We start from the raw sequence: 20,510 nt of genomic DNA, 5'->3' as shown, positions 1-20,510 counted from the left end.
CCGAACATCATGCTCGAACAAACAACTAGAGTGCGATGAAGCTCATCGCACTTTAAGTCCGGCGCAAGCACCGACGGGGAAACCATGACAGCACCACGCGATAAATTCGGCCGACCGATCGTTGTCGTGACCGGCATGGGAATCGTGACGTCGCTCGGCGGCGGCAAGACCGACAATTGGAAGCGCCTCACCGCGGGTGAGTCCGGCATCAAGACCGTGACACGCTTCCCGCTCGACAGTCTGAAGACGACGATGGCCGGCGCCGTCGATTTCGTCACCGTCGACCCGTTCTCGTCGACCAGCCTGTCGCAGCGTCTGGCGGAGATCGCGACCGAAGAAGCGCTCGAGCAAGCCGGCATCGGCAGCAAGGGCGACTTTCCCGGCCCGCTGTTTCTGGCAGTCGCCCCGATCGAGACCGAGTGGCCGCAGCGGCTCGAAGTCGCGCGCGAGGTTCCGACCAAGGACTTTGGAATCATCGAATACCTGGCGACCTGCAGCGGCGGGAAGTTCGCGCACTTTCACCGGCGCTTCACCTTCGGCTCCGTCGCGCTCAATCTCGCCGAGACCTTCGGCACCAAAGGGTCGCCGATTTCGCTGTCGACGGCTTGCGCGTCCGGCGCGACCGCGATCCAGCTCGGCGTCGAGGCGATCCGCCGCGGCGAAACCGATGCAACGCTGTGCATCGCGACGGATGGCTCGGTCAATCCCGAAGCCATGGTGCGCTTCTCGCTGCTGTCGGCTCTCTCCACCCAGAACGACCCGCCGCAGGCCGCCTCGAAACCGTTCTCGAAGAACCGCGACGGCTTCGTGATGGCCGAGGGCGCCGGTGCGCTGGTGCTCGAGAGCTACGACGCCGCGATGGCGCGCGGCGCGCGTATCCTCGGCGTCGTTGCCGGCTGCGGCGAACTCACCGATTCCTTCCACCGCACCCGCTCGAGCCCGGACGGCAAGCCGGCGATCGGCTGCGTGCGCAAGACGCTCGCCGATGCTGGAATGGAGCCCGAGCAAATTGATCACATCAACGCGCACGGGACCTCGACGCCGGAAAACGACAAGATGGAGTATCTTGCGACGTCGGCCGTGTTTGGCGAGCACACCAAAAACATTCCGGTGTCGTCGAACAAGTCGATGGTCGGCCACACCATCTCGGCCGCCGGCGCAGTCGAGGCGATCTTCTCGCTGCTCACGCTCGAGCATCAGCGGATTCCGCCGACGATCAACTACGAGGTGCCCGATCCCGCGATCCCGTTCGACGTGGTCGGCAACAAGGCGCGCGATGCCAAGGTGACCGCCGTGATGTCGAACTCGTTCGGGTTCGGCGGGCAGAACGCCTCACTGATCCTGACGCGCGAGCCGGCCTAGCGCCCTCGCATCATCAGATGAAACGTCTGCTCCTTCGCACCAGGGCGCACCTGCGTGACGCCGCGAAGCCCGTGACCGACGCGGCGATCGGCGGGCTGACGATCGGCCTGCTGCGCACGACGCGCTATTTCGATCCCGAGAAGACCGCAAGGTTCTTCGGCCGCGCCGCGCATTTCATCGGCCGCCGGCTGCGCGAGGATCGCATCGGCCGCGAGAACCTCAAGGCCGCTTTCCCGGAAAAGTCACCCGAGGAGATCGAGAAGATCCTGACGGGCGTCTGGCACAACCTCGGACGCATCGGCGCTGAATTCGCGCACATCGACCGCATCTGGGACCACGATCCCCAGAATCCCGACAAGCCGGGTCGCGTCGAATTCTCGGCGCGCAGCAAGCAGCTGTTCGATCAGTTGCGTGACGACGGCAAGCCGGCTCTGTTCTTCGCCGCACATCTCGGCAACTGGGAGCTCTCTCCAATTGCCGCCGCAGCGCATGGGCTCGACGCCACCATCCTGTTTCGCCGGCCGAACATCGAAGCCGCCGACCGCGCCATCGAACGCATCCGCGCGGTCAACCTGGGCACCCTGGTGCCGGCCGGCCGTGACGCACCGCTCAAGCTGGCGCAGGCGCTGAAGAACGGCCAGCACGTCGCGATGCTGGTCGATCAGTATTTGACCAACGGCGTTCCCGTCACCTTCTTCGGCCGCAAGACCACGGCGAATCCGCTGCTGGCGCGCCTGCGCCGGCAGATCGATTGCCCCATCCACGGCACGCGGATCATCCGCCTGCCCGACGGCCGCTTCCGCGGCGAGGTCACCGAGGAAGTCAAGCCGGTGTTCGACGCATCCGGCCAGATCGATATTCAGGGCACCATGCAGGCGATCACCGATGTCGTCGAGGGCTGGGTCCGTGAGTATCCCGATCAATGGCTCTGGCTACACCGGCGCTGGCGGTAGGCTCATCCGACTTGTCATTCCGGGGCGATGCGAAGCATCGAACCCTTAGGTGCGCATTTGCGCACCGAGAATCTCGAGATTCCCCGATGCGCAATTGCGCATCTGAGGTCTGGTGCTGACGCACCATCCCGGAATGACGCCCCGCGTCACTTCCCGGTCTTCACCCTCGTCCACAGGCGATTGATGATCCGCTGCGTCGCGGGATCGCGCGCCGTGATCACGAACAGCTTCTTCTGCATCGCCTCGTCGGGATAGATGTTCTTGTCATCGAATATCTTCGGATCGATCAGCTTCTGGCTCGCCAGATTGCCGTTGGCATAGGACAGGAAGTTCGAGTTCTTCGCCGCGATCTCGGGACGGTAGAGGTAGTTGATCAGCTCATAGGCCTCGGCAACGTTCTTCGCATCCGCGGGGATCGCGAGATTGTCGAAGAACATCTGCGCGCCCTCCTTGGGGATCGTGTAACCGATCTCGACGCCGGTGTTGGCTTCCGCCGCCCGGCTGCGCGCCTGCATGATGTCGCCCGACCATCCGACCACGATGCAGATTTCGCCCGAGGCCAGCGCGCTGAGATATTCGGACGAGTGGAATTTACGCACATAGGGCCGGATCTTGATGACGAGATCGGCGGCCTTCTCGAGGTCGGCCTGCTTGGTCGAGTTCGGATCGAGGCCGAGATAGCTCAGCGCCGCCGGCAGGATGTCGTCGGCGGAATCCAGCATGTGGATGCCGCAATCCTTGAATTTGGCGAGGTTCTCCGGCTTGAACACCATGTCCCAGCTGTCGATCTTCGCATCGGGACCGAGAGTCTTCTGCGCGATCTTGACGTTGTAGCCGATGCCGGTGGTGCCCCACATGTAGTTGGCGCCGTAATTGTTGCCGGGATCGTAGGTGGCTAGTTGGCTCGTCACCACGGGCCACGCGTTGGCGAGGTTCGGCAGCTTCGACTTGTCGAGCTTGAGGAACACCTTCGCGGTGATCTGGCGCTGCAGGAAGTAGCCGGTCGGCACCACGACGTCGTAACCCGACTTGCCGGCGAGCAGCCGCGTCTCCAGCGTCTCGTTGGCGTCGAACGTATCGTACACGACCTTGATGCCGGTTTCCTTGGTGAAGTCCTCGAGGACTCCCGGCGCCATGTAGTTCGACCAGTTGTAGAAGTTGACCGTGCGCTCCTCGGCGTCGGCGGAGGCCGAGAGCAGCAGGACCGTCGCGACCGCGCCGACGAAGCTGACGAGACGACGGTTCTGCTCTCGCATTCTGGCCTACCTCTTGCGGCGGTGAACGGCGTCCGACAACCGCTCCAGCGCGGCGTCGAGCGTCGAGTCTTTCTTGGCGAAACAAAAACGCACGACCGACGTCACCGCATCCTGCTCGTAGAACGCCGACACCGGGATCGCCGCGACCTTGTAGTCCTGCACGATCCGCCAGCAGAACTCCGCGTCGGTCTCATTGAGACCGAGCGGCGACAGGTCCACGGTGAGGAAGTAGGTCCCCTGCGACTTCAGCACCGGAAAGCCGATGCTCTCCAACCCCTTGGTCAGGCGGTCGCGGCTCCGCGCCATGTCCTTGCGCATGTCGAGGAAATAATCGTCGGGCTTGCCGAGGCCATATGCCACCGCCGCCTGCAGATTGGGCGCCGTCGTGAAGGTAAGGAACTGGTGCACCTTCGCAGCGACGCGCAGCAGCGGCGGCGCGGCGCAGACGAAGCCGATCTTCCATCCGGTCAGCGAGAAGATCTTGCCGGCGCTGCCGACCTTGATGGTGCGGTCGCGCATGCCCGGGATCGTGATCAGAGGGATGTGCTCGCGGCCGTCGAACACCACGTGTTCCCAGACCTCGTCGCAGATCGCGACCACGTTGAATTCCTGGCAGAACCGCGCCAGCAGTTCGAGGTCCTCGCGCGGATAGACCACCGCCGCCGGATTGAGCGGATTGTTGAACAGCACCGCCTTGGTCTTGTGATTGAAGACGCTGCGCAGCATCTCCTCGCTCAGCCGCCACTCCGGCGGTTCGAGCCGCAGCAGCCGCGGAATGCCGCCGGCCTGGCGGATGATCGGCAGATAGGAATCATAGACCGGCTGGAAGCACACCACCTCATCACCGGGTTCGACCACGGAGAGGATCGAGGAGGTCAACGCCTCGGTGCCGCCGGAGGTGACCATCACCTCGGTCATCGGATCGAGCTTGAGCCCGTGCCAGTGGCCGTAATGCGATGCGATCGCCTGACGGAGCTCCGGGATGCCCATCATCGACGGATATTGATTATAGCCGTTGATCGAGGCGTCCGCGGCGGCGCGGCGGATGTCCTCCGGACCGGGATCGTCGGGAAAGCCCTGGCCGAGATTGATGGCGTTGTTGTCGCGCGCGGCCTGCGACATCGCCTCGAAGATGGTGACAGGAAGGTCCGCGAAGACCTTGTTCATGGAGGTCATGTCAGGGATCAGCCGCCGGTCTTGGTCGGCAGTCCCGCCGCCTTCCAGCCGATGATGCCGCCCGCCAGGTGCTTGTCGTAGGGCAGGCCCGCGGCCTGCGCGGCCAGCGAGGCCGTCACCGAGCGCTTGCCGGAGCGGCAGGCGAACACCACCTGCTTGCCCTGCGGATCAGGAATCGCCGCCGGGTCGAACGTCGACAGCGGCACCACGACGCTATCAGGATAGGCCTCGACGGCGACCTCGTTCGGCTCACGGACGTCGACCAGGAGATAGCGGCCTTCCGCTATGCCCTTCGACACCTCGTCCGGAAACAAATCTTCCACCTTGTGGTCCGCCACGGAAATATCCTCCCGACATGATCTTTGGCGAGCGTCGCGCCGCTCGCCGTTCCGGGCCGCAAAGTCGCCTCTTGCGCGGAGAAAATCAAGCGTCCGAAACGAGTTAGATGCCACGCGGAAAAGCTGGATCGTGGCCCCTAGATCGTGACCTGGGTGCCGACCTCGACCACCCGCCCGGTCGGGATCTGGAAATAGTCGGTGGCATCGTTCGACGAGCGGCTCAGCGCGATGAACAGATGGTCCTGCCAACTCGGCATGCCCGAATGCGCCGCCGGCTTCAGCGCACGGCGGGAGAGGAAGAACGAGGTCGACATGATGTCGAACTGCCAGCCGAGCTTGCGGGCGATCGCCAGCGTCTTCGGCACGTTCGGCTGTTCCATGAAACCGAACTTCAGCGTCACCTTGGAGAAGGTCTCGCTCAGCTGCTCCATCCGCACCCGCTCGGACGGATCGATCCGCGGCGTCGGCGCGGTCTCGATGGTCAGGATGACGTTCTTCTCGTGCAGCACCTTGTAGTGCTTGAGGCTGTGCATCAGCGCGGTCGGCGCGCTGACGGGATCGCTGGTCAGGAACACCGCGGTGCCGGAGACCCGTTGCGGAGGCCGCTTCTCCAGCATCGCGACGAGATCGGCGAGCGGGAATTCCAGCTTGCGCGACTTCTCGAACAACAGCCGGCTGCCGCGCCGCCAAGTGTACATCACCACGATCATGGCGCCGCCAAGCGCGAGCGGCACCCAGCCGCCCTCGAACACCTTGAGCAGGTTGGCGGCGAGGAAGGTGATGTCGAGGAACAGGAAGGGCGCGACCAGCGCGGCGGCCGCGATCGGCGACCAGCGCCAGACCTTCCAGATCACGACAAAGCCCATCATCGCCGTCACCACCATGGTGCCGGTCACCGAGATGCCGTAAGCCGAGGCCAGTGCGCTCGACGAACGGAACATCAGCACCAGCACGATGACCGCGATGAACAGGAAGCGGTTGATGCGCGGCATGTAGATCTGCCCGGAATGCGCTTCCGAGGTGTGGCGGATCTCGAACCGCGGCAAGAGGCCGAGCTGGATCGCCTGCCGCGTCAGCGAATACGCACCGGTGATGACGGCCTGGCTCGCGATCACGGTCGCCATGGTCGCCAGCGCAACCATCGGGATCAGGGCCCAGTCCGGGAACATCAGGAAGAACGGGTTCTCGATGCCCTTGGGATTGCCGATCAAGAGCGCGCCCTGCCCCAGATAGTTCAGCGCCAGCGACGGCAGCACAATGAACAGCCACGCGGTCTGGATCGGGCGTTTGCCGAAATGGCCGAGGTCGGCATAGAGCGCCTCGGCGCCGGTCACCGCGAGGAAGACCGCACCGAGCGTGATGAACCCGATCACGCCGTGATGCAGCATGAACGACACCGCAAGGATAGGATTGAGCGCGTACAGCACTTCGGGATGCCGCACGATCTGCGGCAGCGCCGCGACCGCGATCAGGGCGAACCACACGCACATCACCGGGCCGAAGAAGGCCGCGACGCGCGCGGTGCCGCGCGACTGCACCGCGAACAGGACGACAAGGATCACCACCGTGAGCGGCACGACATAGGGATCGAATGTCGAGGTAACGAGCTTGATGCCCTCGATTGCCGACAGCACCGAGAGCGCCGGCGTGATGACGGCGTCGCCATAGAACAGCGCGCCGCTGATGATGCCGAGCAGCACGATCGCGGCGCCGCCCTTGGTCGCCGCGCGCTGCGCCAGCGCCATCAGCGCCAGCGTGCCGCCCTCGCCATTGTTGTCCGCGCGCAGCAGGATCACGACGTATTTCAGCGTGACGACGACGATCAAAGCCCAGAGGATCAGCGATAGCACGCCGAGCACCGCATGCGCCGTCACCGCGCCTTCGCCGCCGGCGGCCGCAACGACGGCCTCGCGCAAGGCGTAAAGCGGGCTGGTGCCGATGTCGCCATAGACGACACCGATGCTGCCGAGCATCAGGGCCTTGAAGGTGGCGGTTGAATGCGCCTCACCATTGCCGTTTGCCGCCGGCGTTTCCGCCGCGGTGATCGCACTCTCGGATGACATGGGGAAGCTGTGCCTCTGTCTTCTGCCGCACCGCACAATGCCGGGTCGCAGCGCTATACTCTCGGCAGGAATGCATAGGTTAGCCCGGATTCAGGCCTCCGCCATGCATATCACGCATGGATCACGGTCGATCAACATCAGAATCCTGCGCTGGATCAGATAGTTACCTGGGTACCCACTTCAACCACCCGGCCGGTCGGGATCTGGAAATAGTCGGTGGCATCATTGGCGGACCGGCTCATCGCGATGAACAGGTGGTCCTGCCATTGCGGCATGCCGGACTGGGCCGACGGCTTCAGCGAGCGGCGCGACACGAAGAACGAGGTCGACATGATGTCGAACTGCCAGCCGAGCTTGCGCGCGACCGCCAGCGCCTTCGGCACGTTCGGCGATTCCATGTAGCCGAAGCGCAGCCGGACCGCGGTGAACTTGTCGCTCACCTTCTCCATGTTGACGCGCTCGGACAGATCGACGCGCGGCGTCGGTGCGGTCTCGATGGTCAGGATCACGTTGTGCTCGTGCAGCACCTTGTTGTGCTTGAGATTGTGCAGCAGCGCGGTCGGCACGAAGCTCGGATCGCTGGTCAGGAACACCGCAGTGCCCTTGACGATATGCGGCGGCCGCTTCTCCAGACTGTGGATCAGGTCGCGCAGCGGCACCTCGATGCGCCGGGTCTTGGCGACCAGGATGGCGGCGCCGCGGCGCCAGGTCCAGATCATCGTCGCCATCACGACGCCGAACAGCAGCGGCACCCACGCGCCCTCGAACAGCTTCAGGAGATTGGCGCTGAAGAAGGTCATATCAACGATCACGAACGGCAGGATCAAGGCCGCCGCCGACGCCACGCGCCAGTTCCACAGCTTCCAGATCACGATGAAGCCCATGATGCCGTCGGCAACCATGGTGGTGGAGACAGCGATGCCATAGGCCGAAGCCAGCCCGCTCGAGGTGCGGAACAGCAGCACCAGCAGCAGCACGCCGATCAGCAGCAGCCGGTTGACGCGCGGCAGATAGATCTGACCGGCATGGGTCTCCGAGGTGTAGCGGACCTCGAAGCGCGGCAAGAGCCCGAGCTGCACCGCCTGGCTGATCAGCGAATAGGCGCCGGTGATCACCGCCTGGCTCGCGATCACCGTCGCGGCGGTGGCGAGCCCGACCAGCGGCAGCAGCAGCACGTCGGGCACCATGCGGTAGAACGAGTTCTCGATCGCGCCAGGGTCGGACAGCACCAGCGCGCCCTGCCCGAAATAGTTCAGCAGCAGCGAGGGCAGCACGAAGAACAGCCAGCCGGACTGGATCGGCTTGCGGCCGAAATGCCCAAGATCGGCATACAGTGCCTCGCCGCCGGTCACCGCGAGGAACACCGCGCCCAACGTCACCAGGCCGATGGTGCCGTGGGTCAGCATGAACTGGAGCGCGTAATAGGGATTGATCGCCGCCAGCACCGACGGGTCGTCCATGATGTGGACGAGCCCCATCACCGCCAGCGAGGCGAACCACACCACCATCACCGGACCGAAGGCGGAAGCGACGCGCGCGGTGCCAGAACTCTGCACCGAGAACAGCACGACCAGGATCAGGATCGTCAGCGGCACCACATAGTGCTCGAGATGCGGGGTGGCGAGCTTGAGGCCTTCGACCGCCGACAGCACCGAGATCGCAGGCGTGATCATGGAATCGCCGATGAACATCGAGGCGCCGACCACGCCGAGCGCGAGCAGCGGCCAGCTGCGCCGACCGATCGCGCGCTGGCCGAGCGCCATCAGCGAGAGCGTGCCGCCCTCGCCATTGTTGTCGGCGCGCAGCAGCAGCAGCACGTATTTCGCGGTGACAACGGTGAACAGCGCCCACAGGATCAGGCTGAGCACGCCCAGCACCATGATGCGGGTGACCGGCTGGCCGTGCGCGGCGCCGCCGACCGCCTCGCGGAATGCGTAGAGCGGCGAAGTTCCGATATCGCCGAACACCACCCCGATGCTGCCGAGTGTCAGGGCCCAGAAGCTGGAGGTGGGTTGTCCTTCCTGAGCTTCGGTAGATGAGACGCTGACAGCCATGGCGAGGTTGGAACGCCCGATCGGTTGATTTGATCCGCGCGGCTATCGACGCTTCCGCTTCACGTGTCAACCGCGCACCGGTGGTAGTTAACGGTAGTATGGTAACCCGGAGCTACGGCTTCAGATCCGGCGGCAGTGGCGGATTTTCCCGCATCAACGTGATGGTCACGCGACGGTTGGCCGGCAGCGTCGGGTCGTCGGGAAACAGCGGTTGGCCGTCGGCCTTGCCGGAAACCGCGAAAATATGCGACGGCGGCAGCCCTTCCCGCTCCAGGATCTGCCGCACCGCGTTGGCGCGGTCCGCGGACAGGTCGAAGCCGTCGTAATCACTGCGCGCCGGCACGAAGCCTGCGGCTGTATGCCCCACGATCGCAACCCGCAGCGGCGTCGCCTTCAGCGGCGCGGCCAGCTTCTGGATCAGCCGGCGGGTGCGGTCGTACGGCTCCCTGGAACCGTCCGCGAACATCGAGCGGCCGTCCTGGTCGACGATCTCGAGGTTGAGCCCCTCCTTGGTCTCCTCGAACATGATGTTCTTGGAGATCTCGGTCAGCTCCGGCATGTCCTGCAGCGCCTGGCGAAGCGAGGCCGAGGCGAGCGCGAATTCGCGGTCGATCTTCAGCCGCGCGCCGTTGATCTGGCTGCGCTCCTTCTCGTCCGGCGTCGGATTGGCCGAGGACTCCTCCGGCGAGATGTGCTCGACGTTCTTCAGCTTCGGCCGGGTCGGCAGGCCATCGGATTCGACGATGCCGGAATAGCGCACATTGGTCTGCACGCCGAAGGCATCGCGCATCGAGCCGGCAACGATCTTCAGCTTGTTGTTGTCCATGGTGGAGAACGCGACGAGCATCACGAAGAAGCTCATCATCAGGCCCATCAGGTCGGCGAAGGTCACGAACCAGCCGTGACCTCCGGTATGGGCGTCGCCGCGCTTTTTCTTGGCCATTGTAGCTTTTTCCGGCTGCGTTTCCCGAAAGCGCGGTCCGGTCAGGCCGGAACCGGCTCGCCTTCCTCCTGGCGATGCTTCTCCGGCAGATAGGCCAGCAGCATCTCGCGCACCAGCGCCGGGCTCTTGGAGTCGCGGATCATCAGGATGCCGTCGATGATCAGCGTGCGGTTGGTCTCCTCGTCGAGCAGCTTGCCGTGCAGCTTGTCGGCGATCGGCAGGCAGAACAAATTGGCGACCAGCGCGCCGTACAGCGTCGCGAGCAGTGCGGTCGCCATGAACGGGCCGAGCTTGGAGGGGTCGGTCATGTTGGCGAACATCTGCACCATGCCGATCAGCGTGCCGATCATGCCGAACGCCGGCGCGCAGTCGCCGATCGCGCGATAGATCTTGCTGCCCTCGTCGAGGTGCATCAGGAAGTTGTCGCGGTCGCGTTCCATGTTGTCGCGGATGAATTCGAGGTCGTAACCGTCGGCGACGTAACGGATGCCCTTGGCGAGGAACGGCTCGTCGGTCTCGACCTTTTCCAGACCGACCGGCCCCTGCTTGCGGGCGATCTCGGCGATGCGGGCGAGCTCGTCGACCAGATCGCGGGCCGACAACCGGCTCATGGTGAAGGCGAATTTGGCGCCGAGCGGCAGGCCATGCAGCATCACGCCGAGCGGAAAACGGATCATCGTCGCCGCGATCGAGCCGCCGAAGATGATGATCATGGCGTGTTCGGAGATGAACATGTGCAGGTCGCCGCCCATGAACATCATCACCGCGATGACGATGATGCCAGCCAACAGCCCGGCGCCAGTCATGATATCCATAGGAGACTCCAACGCGTACGCAACCTGCCCGTCCTGGACGGCGCGCAGCCCAGTGCGGGCCGCGTGGAAAACCCTAACGTTAACGCCATTAAGGACGCGTTACCGAATTTGGTAGGGATAACAACGGGTAAACGCCGGCCTTTTCGCGATGTCGTTGAAGATGCTGGCTTTCCGCATGCGATGCCATCGCTGCATGCGCAAAAGGTCTCCCCGTACAACAACGGACATGACATAGGTTTGGCCAGAGGAAACGAACAAGCGAGCAGGACAGGATGAAGGCGGTCGTCGTCGAGCAATACGCACCCATCGATCAGATCGGGCTGAGGGAGATCGCCACCCCCGAACCCGGCCCCGGACAGATCCGCGTCCGGGTCCACGCTGCGAGCATCGGCTTCGTCGATGGGCTGAAGGTCGAGGGCCGTTACCAGACCAAGGATGCCCTCCCCTTTACGCCGGGCGCGGAATTCGCCGGCGTGGTCGATGCGGTCGCAGGCGGCGTCGCCGGCATCGCGCCGGGCATGCGGGTGATGGGCGCGGCGCGCTCGGGCGCGCTGGCCGAGCACATCGTGGTGCCGCCCGACGCCGTCGAGATCATGCCCGACGGACTGTCGATGGAGGCCGCCGCGGCTTTTCGCACCAATTACCTCACCGCGCTCTATGCACTCGGCGAGCGCGGTTCGCTCAAGGCCGGCGAGCAGTTGCTGGTGCTCGGCGCCGCCGGCGGCACCGGGATCGCCGCCATTCAAGTCGGCAAGCTGCTCGGCGCGCGCGTCGTCGCCGCGGCCTCGACGGAGGAGAAGCGCAACTTCGCCGCAAGCTTCGGTGCCGACGCGGTCGTCGACTACACGAAGCCCGACTGGCGCGACGCGCTGAAGGACGCGACCGCCGGCGATGGCCCCGACGTGATCTTCGATCCGGTCGGTGGCGAGGTCTCGCTGCAGGCGTTCCGCTCGATCGCCTGGAACGGCCGCCATGTCGTGGTTGGTTTCGCGGCCGGCAACATTCCCGCATTGCCGTTCAATCTGCCGCTCCTGAAAGGCGGCCTCCTGATCGGCGTCGATGCCGCCCAGATCGCGCGGCGGGAGCCCGAGGCGCAGGCGCGCGTGATGACGCAATTGTCGGCATGGCTAAACGAAGGCCGGCTGACGCCTGTGGTCGGCAAGGTATTCGCATTCGAGGACTTTCGCGCGGCCTTCACCACCATGCAAACCCGTGCGGCGCTCGGCAAGATGGTGGTGCGGATCGGGTCGTGAGAGAGGCAGCGCTATCGCCTCATCCCACTGTCGTGTCGGCCTGCTCGCTGCCGTCCAAGCCTCGCGCGCAGTTGCGCAGGAATCGGGAATGATGTCCTGCCACATCCACCATCGTCGTCCCGGCGAAAGCTGAGACCCATAACCACACGGGCGAGTTGTGGAAGAAGGCTGTGGCCCCAGCGTCGCACAACAATTCGCATTCGTGGTAATGAGTCCCGGCCCTCGTGCGCAAGTGCGTACTAGGCCAGAACGACGGCGAGCGTGTTGCGCGGTCTGTGAGTCAAACAACCGCATGACGAGCAGCAAGCTGCGGGAGGACGCGGCCTCCTGGAGAAGCCGGTCTCGCAAGCCAAGCTTGCCTTGAGGGTCGGAGAGATATGCGACCGTCGCCAAGGTTCGCGAAAATTATCACAGGTTATTGTTGCGCGGTTCTGTGCCGCCTTAGCGTTGCGGAATACGGCATTCGGGGACGAAAAATGCAGGACATGCTGACGCATCTCGAAAAGCTTCGACGCGACGCGGCGGAATGTGCGTTGATCCGCGACTTGGCAACTGACATGCGCAAGCGCGAGCTGTTCAGCAAGCTCGCCGAACATCTCACGGCCCTTGCCGCCGAGGTGGAGGAAACCATCAACGCAGCGCGAAAGGAGGACCAAGTCATCTAGCGAGGTCTACGTCGAGCGTTCGAATGTATCGACACTTGTCGTGACGGCTCGCCACCAGTTCACGGGCTTCAGGGCCGCCGCTTCGCCCTCGCGGGCCGCGACCAGCGCCTTGTCCGACACGACAAACCACGCCGCTTCCATTTTTTGATCGCGCAGCAAGCCGGTATAGGAAACCACGCGATCGCCCGCCGCCGACGAACCGACCGACGAAAATCCGATGCAATTGCCTTGGTGGACGCCGACGATCGCGACCGTCTGGCCGTAGAAGCCGCTATCGGCCAGCGCGGTTCGAAACGTCCCCTCGATGCGGCCATTCGCTTCACTGGTGATCTCGACGATCGAACCGTATTGGATTTTCCACCTACCGACCCCCGTCATCTCGTGCTCCCGACGCCGCGCGCTCCGGCCACGAATGCGCGGGACAACTTGCCCAGGAGATCGACGTTCCTGACAGCGCAAAGGTCCCGGGAGGACATGGCAATTTGCCGGATGGAACCAACGTCGCAACGGCGCATTGTCATTTCACCCATCGGTTGACAGGTAATATGCCGCCAGTATCGGTAGACGTGCCGATGCTGTAGCATTGCTGGTTCGCCGAGGAGCCTATTCGCCGCAATGTGTTGTATTTCAGGATTCTTTGTCTTGGCACTTTTTGCACATCGAGCATCGAGCACCACGTCGCGATCGCGCGGGCGGATTACCACCAAAGAGGCGCGATGAAGACCGACAAGGCTATCTGGTACGTCTCGTTCGCCATGCGAAATCCTGACGCCGGACATCACCGCTTCGCGCGCCAGACCCGTACCTTCACGACCGAGCAGGATGCCAAGGCGTTTGCGCGCACCCTGCTCGTTCAGACGCAGGACGTCAGCGCCGGAACGATCAATCCGCACATACCGAGACGCGTGATCGCGCCGGCCGCGATCACGGCCTGGGCCGGCGACAGCTGAGACTTCGCCTCCGTTGCTCCCTACAGGAAGCGTGAGGGCGCGAACGGGGCGAGCGGGATCTCCGGCGCCTTGCCGCTCAGGAGTTGCGCGACCAGCCGGCCGGTGCGGGCCGATCCGACCAGGCCGACATGGCCGTGGCCGAAGGCGTAGATCACGTCGCGCGTGGCACGGGCATAGCCGATGCAGGGGCGCCCGTCCGGCATGCTCGGCCGATGGCCGAACCAGGTCTTGATCCGCGATGGCGGAATATCCCTCGGCAGCTTCGGGAACATACTGAAGAGATGCTCGCGCAGGATTTCGGCGCGCTTCCAGTTCGGCGCGGCATCGAGCCCCGCGATCTCCACCGTACCGGCGGCGCGCAGGCCCTTGTCGGTCCAGTTGACGACCATCTTGGCGTCCGAGGCCATCATCGAATTGCGCGGGCCGGATTCCGGATTCTCGATCATGACGTGATAGCCGCGCTCGGTCTCCAGCGGCAGCGGATCGCCGATCGAGGCGGTCAGTTGCCTGGAGCGCGCGCCCGCGGCGACGACGGCGGCGTCGCAGGCGATCTCGCCGCTCTCGGTGACCACGGCGACCAGCCTGTCGCCGGCAAGCCTGAGGCCCGTGGCCTTGGCGGCGACGCGCTCGGCGCCAATCGCGATCGCGTGCGCGGCAAGCGCCGCGACATAGGCGCCTGGATCGCGGCAGCGGCCCGCCTCCTCCACCACGACGCCGAATTTGTAGCGCGGGTGCAGGTCGGGCTCGCGCTGGCGCATCTCGTCTTCATCGAGCTCCAGCCATTCGATGCCGACGCGCTTGCGGATGCGCCAACCGAGATCGCGGTCGAACGGCGCGCGCGAGGGAAACACATGCATCACCCCGCGCCGCTCGATCAATTCGCCCACGCCTGCTTCCTCGGCGAGCTGCAGGTGCAGCAGCGGCGCATCCTTCAGGAGATCGCGCATCGCCCGCGCGGTGGCCTCGACCTGCGCCTCGGTCCGGCTCGACAGCAGATACTTGATCAGCCACGGCAAGGCCTTCGGCAGATACGACCAGCGGATCGCCAGCGGCCCGATCGGATCCATCAGATAACCCGGCACCTTCTTCCAGGTGCCCGGCTCGGCCGGCGGGATCACCGAATGCGACGACAGCCAGCCGGCATTGCCGTAGCTCGCCGCCTGGGTGCCGCCGGGCTCGCCCGGATCGATCAAGGTGACGCTGTGGCCCGCGCGCAGCGCCTCGATGGCGCTGATCACGCCGACCGCGCCGGCCCCGATGATCGCGACGTGACGGGACTCTTGTTGGGGCATGATCTCCTCGGAAAACCGCTTCGCACGTTTCCGGATCATGCCCTAGCGCGTTGCCTGCGGCACAAAGTCCTTACCGACCGACAGCGCGCGCTGATCGACCAGGCAGTGCAGGATCGCCGGCTTGCCGGAGGCCAGCGCGCGCTCGAACGCGGGCGCGAAGTCTTCGGTGCGCTCGACACGCTCGCCATGGCCACCGAACGCCTTGGCATAAAGCGCGAAGTCCGGATTCTTGAGCTGGGTGCCGACGACGCGTCCGGGATAGTCGCGCTCCTGATGCATGCGGATGGTGCCGTATTGCGCGTTGTCGATGACGACGACGATCAGCGGCGCGTCGTACTGCACGGCGGTGGCGAACTCCTGCCCGTTCATCAGGAAGCAGCCGTCGCCGGCAAACGCCACGACGACCCGGTCCGGATGATGCCGCTTGGCCATCACAGCCGCCGGCACGCCGTAACCCATCGAGCCCGAGGTCGGCGCGAGCTGCGCGGCGAAAGCATGGAAGCGATGGTGGCGGTGAATCCAGCCGGCATAATTGCCGGCGCCGTTGCAGACGATGGTATCCTTCGGCAGGCGATCGCGCAGCCAGGTCACGACCTCGCCATACTGGAAGCTGCCCGGCAGCTCGCGCGGCTTGTCGGTCCAGGCGAGATAGTCCGCATGCGCCTTGGCCGCCTCGCCCTTCCAGGCGGGTGCGGCCGCGGGCTTCATGGTCTCGACCGCGGCGGCAAAGGCCGCAGGCGTCGCCTGGATCGCCAGCGCCGGCTGGTAGACACGGCCGAGCTCCTCGGCGCCGGGATGGACATGGATCAGTTTCTGGCTCGGCACCGGAATGTCGAGCAGAGTGTAGGATGAGGACGGCATCTCCGACATGCGGCCGCCGATCAGCAGGATGACGTCGGCGCCGGTGATGCGATCCCTGAGCTTCGGGCTCGGGCCGATGCCGAGATCGCCGGCATAATGCGAGTGGTCGGCATCGAACAGCGAGGCGCGGCGGAACGAGGTCGTAACCGGCAGGTCGAAGCGCTCGGCGAAGCGCGCGATGCCCTTGGCGGCCTCCGCGGTCCAGGCCGAGCCGCCGAGCACCACGATCGGCGCCGTGGCGGATGCCAGCATGGTGCCAAGACGCTCGAGATCCGACGGCGCCGGCCAACTCGCCGCAGGCTCGACCTTCGGCGCGTCCGCGACCGCGGCGGTTTCGGTCAGCATGTTCTCCGGCAGCGAGATCACCACCGGACCGGGCCGGCCCTGCAGCGCGACGCGGAAGGCGCGCGCGACCAGTTCCGGAATGCGATCCGGACGATCGATCTCGACCGCCCATTTCGCCATGGTGCCGAACACCGCCTTGTAGTCGAGTTCCTGGAACGCCTCGCGCTCGCGCATGCCGGTGTCGACCTGGCCGACGAACAGGATCATCGGGGTAGAGTCCTGCATCGCGATGTGCACGCCATGGGCTGCATTGGTCGAGCCCGGACCGCGGGTGACGAAGCAGATGCCCGGACGTCCCGTCAGCTTGCCATAGGCCTCCGCCATCATCGCGGCGCCGCCCTCGGCGCGGCAGATCACGACGTCGATCGGGCTGTCGTGCAAGGCGTCGAGCGCCGCCAGATAGCTCTCGCCCGGCACGCAGGTGACGCGCTCCACCCCTTGCGCGACCAGCTGGTCGATCAGGATCTGGCCTCCGGTGCGGGCATTGCTTTTGGTCATGAGGGCTCCCTGCAAATACTGGCGCGCGTTTGGGCTTCGCGCGGATCGTGGTCCCACGGGGTATGATAGACGGAAATGGGGTGCAAGGCCGAAGCTGCGTCTCGCGGGCGCAGCGGCGCCAAGCCATGCGGTAGGCAATGGGCAACGCTGTTTCGTCATCGATTTCCGCAGAGCGGACGATCGCCGGCAGGATTGGAGCCGCCAGGCGGCAGGCAACGCAGGTGACCGTCGGCCGGCCCCGGCGCGATCTCGCCGCGCTCAAGCGAGACCGATGTCGCCACGCCGGTCTGTGACCCCCATCGGGTCTCGCGCGGCATGATCAACCTGCGCGAGCTTCTTTCATTAACACTCGCATCGACAATGCGGCAGCCCCTGTCATCACGAGGCGCCGACCGACGCGACAGAGCGCAAGCGAAAGAATGCTCGCACGCCACGTCGCCAAGACCGACAGCGCGTGGCCGCCGACACGATTGAAATCAGGAGCTCTCCGCTGCGCGCGATGGCGTGGCACGATCTGCATAAGTCACCACGTCATGTGCACGCTAACAATCATTGGGAGCGCACGCATCTGCTCCCGTAAGATTACGGTGCAGCGATCGGCCGCTTCGCATCTTCGTCGCAGGATCGCGCGGCGTTCACGGCAAATCGCGGTGCTGCGCGACGTTTTCGGCTGCGCTCATCGCGAGCATCGCGCGCTCGACCTTGCGCGAGCGCACGCGGCGCATTGCACGCCCTTCTTGGTGGAACTCGAATCGCCTACCGTTCCACGCAGTCAGAAATTGTAAATCGTGTAGCGCACCTGCGTGGGGCGGCGGTGGAAGGCATTCCGTCGCCGATCAGGTGCACCGTTTCAATTCACCAAGATCATTATCAAGGCTGGAGGCAATGCATGTTGGGGATGAAGAGCGTCGCAAGCGTGGTCGGCTCGGACAGTTCGTATCGGTTGTTCGACGACATGCCGATCAGTGTCATGCTCTGCGAGCTGGACAATTTCAAAATCACCTACATCAACGAGTCCACGCGGCAGAACCTGAAGAAGATCGAGCATGTGCTGCCCGTGAAGGTCGACGCGCTGATCGGGCAATCGATCGACATCTTTCACAAGAACCCGCAGCATCAGCGCCGGCTGCTGTCCGACCCGAAGAACCTGCCGCACAAGGCGCGCATCACCATCGGCGGCGAGACGCTCGATCTCACCGTGACGGCGATGACCAGTTCGCGCGGCCGCTACACCGGGCCGATGCTGACCTGGGAGCTCGCGACCGAGAAGGCGCGGCTTGAAACGCAGACCGAACGGCTGTTGCAGATGCTCGACAACATGCCGATCAACATCATGATGTGCGACACCGATTTCAACATCACCTACATCAACCAGACCAGCCTCAAGACGCTCGACACCGTGAAGCATCTGCTTCCGGTGGCGCCGGACAAGATCCTCGGCAACTCGTTCGACATCTTCCACAAGAACCCGGCCCACCAGCGCCGCATCGTCGGCGATCCCAAGAACCTGCCGCATGCGGCCAAGATCAAGCTCGGGCCGGAAACGCTCGACCTGCGGGTCTCCGGGCTGACCGACAAGCGCGGCAACTACACCGGCGCGATGCTGAGCTGGTCGGTGGTGACAGGCAATGTGAAACTGGCCGACGATTTCGAGAAGGACGTGAAGGGCCTTGCCGGGATGCTGGCGTCGGCCTCGACGCAAATGCAGGGCACGGCGCGATCGCTGACGACGACCGCCGAATTCGTCAATCAGCGCTCGGCGAGCGCGGCGTCCGCGTCCGAGGAGCTGTCGTCCTCGGTCAACGAGATCAGCCGCCAGGTGGCCGAGGCGAGCCGCATCGCCCGCATGGCGGTCGACGAAGCCGAGAAGTCCGACAAGCTGGTCGCGGGTCTCGTGACCATGGCGCAGAAGATCGGCGACGTCGTCGCCCTGATCAGCCAGATCGCCGGCCAGACCAACCTGCTTGCGCTCAACGCAACCATCGAGTCCGCGCGGGCCGGCGAGGCCGGACGCGGCTTCGCCGTCGTCGCCTCAGAGGTGAAGGCGCTGGCCAACCAGACCGCCAAGGCCACGGAAGACATTTCGGCGCAGATCAACGAGATGCAGGCCGCAACCGGCAACACCGCTACCGCGCTGAAGGCGATCTCGCAGGTCATCGTCCAGATCAGCGAGATCTCGACCGTGATCGCGAGCGCCGTCGAGGAGCAGGCCGCGGCCACCAAGGAGGTCACCGCAAACATCAACGGCACGACCAAGGCGATCGACGATGCCAGCAAGGCCGCGGAGAACGTGCTGGCGGCCTCCGGAGAGCTCGCCAGCAACGCCTCCGAGCTGGAAGTTCAGGTCGACAAGTTCCTCAAGAACGTGCGCGCGATGTAGCGGCGCGCGAAGGACGTGAGCGCGCACCCGCCTCTCCGTGTCATTCCGGGGCGATGCGCGAGCGTCGAATCCGCAGTCTCGAGCCGCAACTTCGAGATTCCGGGTTCACGCTTCGCGTGCCCCGGAATGACGCCAAGGACGCGCCCGCCTACAGCGAACGCGCGATCAGGAGCTTCATGATCTCGTTGGTGCCGCCATAAATCTTCTGGATGCGGGAATCGATGAACATGCGCGAGATCGGATATTCCTGCATGTAGCCGTAGCCGCCATGCAGCTGCAGGCATTCGTCGGCGGTCTCGACCTGCTTCTGCGAGCACCACCATTTCGCCATCGACGCCGTCACGGTGTCGAGGTCGCCGGCGACCAGGCGCTCGACGCACCAGTCGACGAACACGCGGGCGATCATCGCCTCGGTCTTGCGCTCGGCGAGCTTGAAGGCGGTGTTCTGGAATTCGAGCAGCGGTTTGCCGAACGCGGTGCGTTCCTTGGTGTACTCGGCGGTGATCCTGACCGCGCGCTCCATCGAGGCCACCGCGCCGATCGCGAGCGACAGCCGCTCCTGCGGCAATTGCTGCATCAGCTGCGCGAAGCCGTTGCCCTCCTCGGCTCCGAGCAGGTTCTCCGGCGGCACCGTGACGTTGTCGAAGAACAGCTCCGACGTGTCAGACGCGTGCAGCCCGATCTTGTCGAGGTTGCGCCCGCGGCGGTAGCCCTCGGCGCCCGCGGTCTCCACCACGATCAGCGAGATACCCTTGGCGCCCGGAGCTCCGGTGCGCGCGACCACGATCACGAGATCGGCGGCCTGGCCGTTGGTGATGAAAGTCTTCTGGCCGTTGATGACGTAGGAATTGCCCTGCTTCTTCGCCGTGGTCTTGACGGCCTGCAGATCGGAGCCGGTGCCGGGCTCGGTCATCGCGATGGCACCGACCATCTCGCCCGACGCCATCTTCGGCAGCCAGCGCTTCTTCTGCTCCTCCGAGCCATAGTTGACGATGTAATGCGCCACGATCGCGCTGTGCACGGAGACGCCGGTGGTCAGCTCCGGCACCGTGCTCTCGAGGTCATCGAGCACGGCGGCGTCATAGGCAAAGGTGGCCCCTAAGCCGCCATAGGCCTCGGGCACGCTCGGCAGCAACGCGCCCATCTCGCCGAGCGCGCGCCATGCCGAGCGGTCGACCAGTTTCTGCTCGCGCCATTTTTCAGCGTGCGGCGCCAGGTCCTTGGCGAGGAATTTGCGGAACTGGTCACGGAAGGTGTCCAGCTCCTCGGTCATCCAGGACGATCGGTAATGCATGATATCCTCGCT

The 20,510-nt window shown here is 64.8% G+C and carries 17 protein-coding genes; 6 read left to right on the top strand and 11 right to left on the bottom strand.

All coding sequences use genetic code 11. The features are described from left to right. The first annotated feature begins 84 nt into the window (after window positions 1-84). A complete protein-coding gene (locus ACVWY5_RS13505) occupies window positions 85-1,362 on the top strand; it encodes a beta-ketoacyl-ACP synthase (protein ID WP_028334293.1) in 1,278 nt (425 codons plus the stop codon). A 17-nt stretch (window positions 1,363-1,379) separates the two neighbouring features. Then, window positions 1,380-2,315 carry a lipid A biosynthesis lauroyl acyltransferase gene (locus tag ACVWY5_RS13500; protein ID WP_028334292.1) on the top strand — a complete coding sequence of 312 codons (936 nt, stop codon included), beginning with the start codon at window positions 1,380-1,382 and terminating at the stop codon, window positions 2,313-2,315. Window positions 2,316-2,461: 146 nt separating this feature from the next. Here the strand turns inward: ACVWY5_RS13500 and ACVWY5_RS13495 are convergent, their stop codons facing one another. The 7 genes from ACVWY5_RS13495 to ACVWY5_RS13465 all read right to left on the bottom strand — a co-directional run bounded on the left by ACVWY5_RS13495 (window position 2,462) and on the right by ACVWY5_RS13465 (window position 10,960). After that, the gene (locus tag ACVWY5_RS13495; protein ID WP_028334291.1) at window positions 2,462-3,571 is read right to left on the bottom strand and encodes a polyamine ABC transporter substrate-binding protein; all 1,110 of its coding nucleotides are present in this window, start codon (window positions 3,569-3,571) and stop codon (window positions 2,462-2,464) included. A 6-nt stretch (window positions 3,572-3,577) separates the two neighbouring features. After that, the gene (locus tag ACVWY5_RS13490; RefSeq protein ID WP_028334290.1) at window positions 3,578-4,747 is read right to left on the bottom strand and encodes an aminotransferase; all 1,170 of its coding nucleotides are present in this window, start codon (window positions 4,745-4,747) and stop codon (window positions 3,578-3,580) included. 8 nt (window positions 4,748-4,755) lie between these two features. Further along, window positions 4,756-5,085 carry a rhodanese-like domain-containing protein gene (locus tag ACVWY5_RS13485; protein ID WP_028334289.1) on the bottom strand — a complete coding sequence of 110 codons (330 nt, stop codon included), beginning with the start codon at window positions 5,083-5,085 and terminating at the stop codon, window positions 4,756-4,758. Between the two features lie 137 nt (window positions 5,086-5,222). Further along, entirely contained in the window at window positions 5,223-7,148 is a 1,926-nt protein-coding gene (locus ACVWY5_RS13480) for a potassium transporter Kup (RefSeq protein ID WP_028334288.1), read from the bottom strand. A gap of 155 nt (window positions 7,149-7,303) precedes the next feature. After that, window positions 7,304-9,202 (bottom strand): potassium transporter Kup, encoded by a 1,899-nt coding sequence (locus tag ACVWY5_RS13475; protein WP_028334287.1) that lies wholly within the window; start codon window positions 9,200-9,202, stop codon window positions 7,304-7,306. A 112-nt stretch (window positions 9,203-9,314) separates the two neighbouring features. Further along, window positions 9,315-10,145, bottom strand: a complete 831-nt coding sequence (locus ACVWY5_RS13470) for an OmpA/MotB family protein (protein ID WP_028334286.1) — start codon at window positions 10,143-10,145, stop codon at window positions 9,315-9,317. Window positions 10,146-10,186: 41 nt separating this feature from the next. Next, on the bottom strand, window positions 10,187-10,960 hold the full coding sequence (locus ACVWY5_RS13465; protein WP_016848416.1) for a motility protein A: 774 nt from the start codon (window positions 10,958-10,960) through the stop codon (window positions 10,187-10,189). Window positions 10,961-11,232: 272 nt separating this feature from the next. Here ACVWY5_RS13465 and ACVWY5_RS13460 point away from each other — a divergent pair, with 272 nt between their 5' ends. Then, window positions 11,233-12,213 (top strand): NADPH:quinone oxidoreductase family protein, encoded by a 981-nt coding sequence (locus ACVWY5_RS13460; protein ID WP_028334285.1) that lies wholly within the window; start codon window positions 11,233-11,235, stop codon window positions 12,211-12,213. A 476-nt stretch (window positions 12,214-12,689) separates the two neighbouring features. Beyond that, window positions 12,690-12,878: a hypothetical protein gene (locus tag ACVWY5_RS13455; protein ID WP_016848414.1), complete on the top strand. Its 189-nt coding sequence runs from the start codon at window positions 12,690-12,692 to the stop codon at window positions 12,876-12,878. A 6-nt stretch (window positions 12,879-12,884) separates the two neighbouring features. On the opposite strand, the gene ACVWY5_RS13450 is transcribed toward ACVWY5_RS13455, so the two are convergent. Beyond that, the gene (locus ACVWY5_RS13450) at window positions 12,885-13,256 is read right to left on the bottom strand and encodes an avidin/streptavidin family protein (protein ID WP_028334284.1); all 372 of its coding nucleotides are present in this window, start codon (window positions 13,254-13,256) and stop codon (window positions 12,885-12,887) included. 338 nt (window positions 13,257-13,594) lie between these two features. On the opposite strand from ACVWY5_RS13450, the gene ACVWY5_RS13445 reads away from it, so the two are divergent. Beyond that, window positions 13,595-13,828, top strand: a complete 234-nt coding sequence (locus ACVWY5_RS13445; RefSeq protein WP_028334283.1) for a hypothetical protein — start codon at window positions 13,595-13,597, stop codon at window positions 13,826-13,828. A 20-nt stretch (window positions 13,829-13,848) separates the two neighbouring features. Here the strand turns inward: ACVWY5_RS13445 and ACVWY5_RS13440 are convergent, their stop codons facing one another. Beyond that, on the bottom strand, window positions 13,849-15,120 hold the full coding sequence (locus ACVWY5_RS13440) for an NAD(P)/FAD-dependent oxidoreductase (RefSeq protein WP_028334282.1): 1,272 nt from the start codon (window positions 15,118-15,120) through the stop codon (window positions 13,849-13,851). A 42-nt stretch (window positions 15,121-15,162) separates the two neighbouring features. Next, window positions 15,163-16,824: a thiamine pyrophosphate-binding protein gene (locus tag ACVWY5_RS13435; protein WP_028334281.1), complete on the bottom strand. Its 1,662-nt coding sequence runs from the start codon at window positions 16,822-16,824 to the stop codon at window positions 15,163-15,165. 889 nt (window positions 16,825-17,713) lie between these two features. Here ACVWY5_RS13435 and ACVWY5_RS13430 point away from each other — a divergent pair. Beyond that, window positions 17,714-19,204 (top strand): methyl-accepting chemotaxis protein, encoded by a 1,491-nt coding sequence (locus ACVWY5_RS13430; protein ID WP_038377474.1) that lies wholly within the window; start codon window positions 17,714-17,716, stop codon window positions 19,202-19,204. Between the two features lie 148 nt (window positions 19,205-19,352). Here ACVWY5_RS13430 and ACVWY5_RS13425 read toward each other — a convergent pair whose 3' ends face one another. Further along, a complete protein-coding gene (locus ACVWY5_RS13425; protein ID WP_028334280.1) occupies window positions 19,353-20,498 on the bottom strand; it encodes an acyl-CoA dehydrogenase family protein in 1,146 nt (381 codons plus the stop codon). Window positions 20,499-20,510 lie beyond the last annotated feature (12 nt).

Source organism: Bradyrhizobium sp. USDA 3256 (assembly GCF_054058275.1).
Note: the sequence above shows the minus strand (reverse complement) of the source record. Positions and strands in the feature narration are given on the sequence as shown.

What these genes read in the sequence shown, in the direction of transcription:
- ACVWY5_RS13505 (WP_028334293.1), top strand. Translation starts at nt 85, where the DNA reads ATGACAGCACCACGCGATAAATTCGGCCGACCGATCGTTGTCGTGACC.
- ACVWY5_RS13500 (WP_028334292.1), top strand. Translation starts at nt 1,380, where the DNA reads ATGAAACGTCTGCTCCTTCGCACCAGGGCGCACCTGCGTGACGCCGCG.
- ACVWY5_RS13495 (WP_028334291.1), bottom strand. Translation starts at nt 3,571, where the DNA reads ATGCGAGAGCAGAACCGTCGTCTCGTCAGCTTCGTCGGCGCGGTCGCG.
- ACVWY5_RS13490 (WP_028334290.1), bottom strand. Translation starts at nt 4,747, where the DNA reads ATGACCTCCATGAACAAGGTCTTCGCGGACCTTCCTGTCACCATCTTC.
- ACVWY5_RS13480 (WP_028334288.1), bottom strand. Translation starts at nt 7,148, where the DNA reads ATGTCATCCGAGAGTGCGATCACCGCGGCGGAAACGCCGGCGGCAAAC.
- ACVWY5_RS13475 (WP_028334287.1), bottom strand. Translation starts at nt 9,202, where the DNA reads ATGGCTGTCAGCGTCTCATCTACCGAAGCTCAGGAAGGACAACCCACC.
- ACVWY5_RS13470 (WP_028334286.1), bottom strand. Translation starts at nt 10,145, where the DNA reads ATGGCCAAGAAAAAGCGCGGCGACGCCCATACCGGAGGTCACGGCTGG.
- ACVWY5_RS13465 (WP_016848416.1), bottom strand. Translation starts at nt 10,960, where the DNA reads ATGGATATCATGACTGGCGCCGGGCTGTTGGCTGGCATCATCGTCATC.
- ACVWY5_RS13460 (WP_028334285.1), top strand. Translation starts at nt 11,233, where the DNA reads ATGAAGGCGGTCGTCGTCGAGCAATACGCACCCATCGATCAGATCGGG.
- ACVWY5_RS13455 (WP_016848414.1), top strand. Translation starts at nt 12,690, where the DNA reads ATGCAGGACATGCTGACGCATCTCGAAAAGCTTCGACGCGACGCGGCG.
- ACVWY5_RS13450 (WP_028334284.1), bottom strand. Translation starts at nt 13,256, where the DNA reads ATGACGGGGGTCGGTAGGTGGAAAATCCAATACGGTTCGATCGTCGAG.
- ACVWY5_RS13445 (WP_028334283.1), top strand. Translation starts at nt 13,595, where the DNA reads ATGAAGACCGACAAGGCTATCTGGTACGTCTCGTTCGCCATGCGAAAT.
- ACVWY5_RS13440 (WP_028334282.1), bottom strand. Translation starts at nt 15,120, where the DNA reads ATGCCCCAACAAGAGTCCCGTCACGTCGCGATCATCGGGGCCGGCGCG.
- ACVWY5_RS13435 (WP_028334281.1), bottom strand. Translation starts at nt 16,824, where the DNA reads ATGACCAAAAGCAATGCCCGCACCGGAGGCCAGATCCTGATCGACCAG.
- ACVWY5_RS13430 (WP_038377474.1), top strand. Translation starts at nt 17,714, where the DNA reads ATGTTGGGGATGAAGAGCGTCGCAAGCGTGGTCGGCTCGGACAGTTCG.
- ACVWY5_RS13425 (WP_028334280.1), bottom strand. Translation starts at nt 20,498, where the DNA reads ATGCATTACCGATCGTCCTGGATGACCGAGGAGCTGGACACCTTCCGT.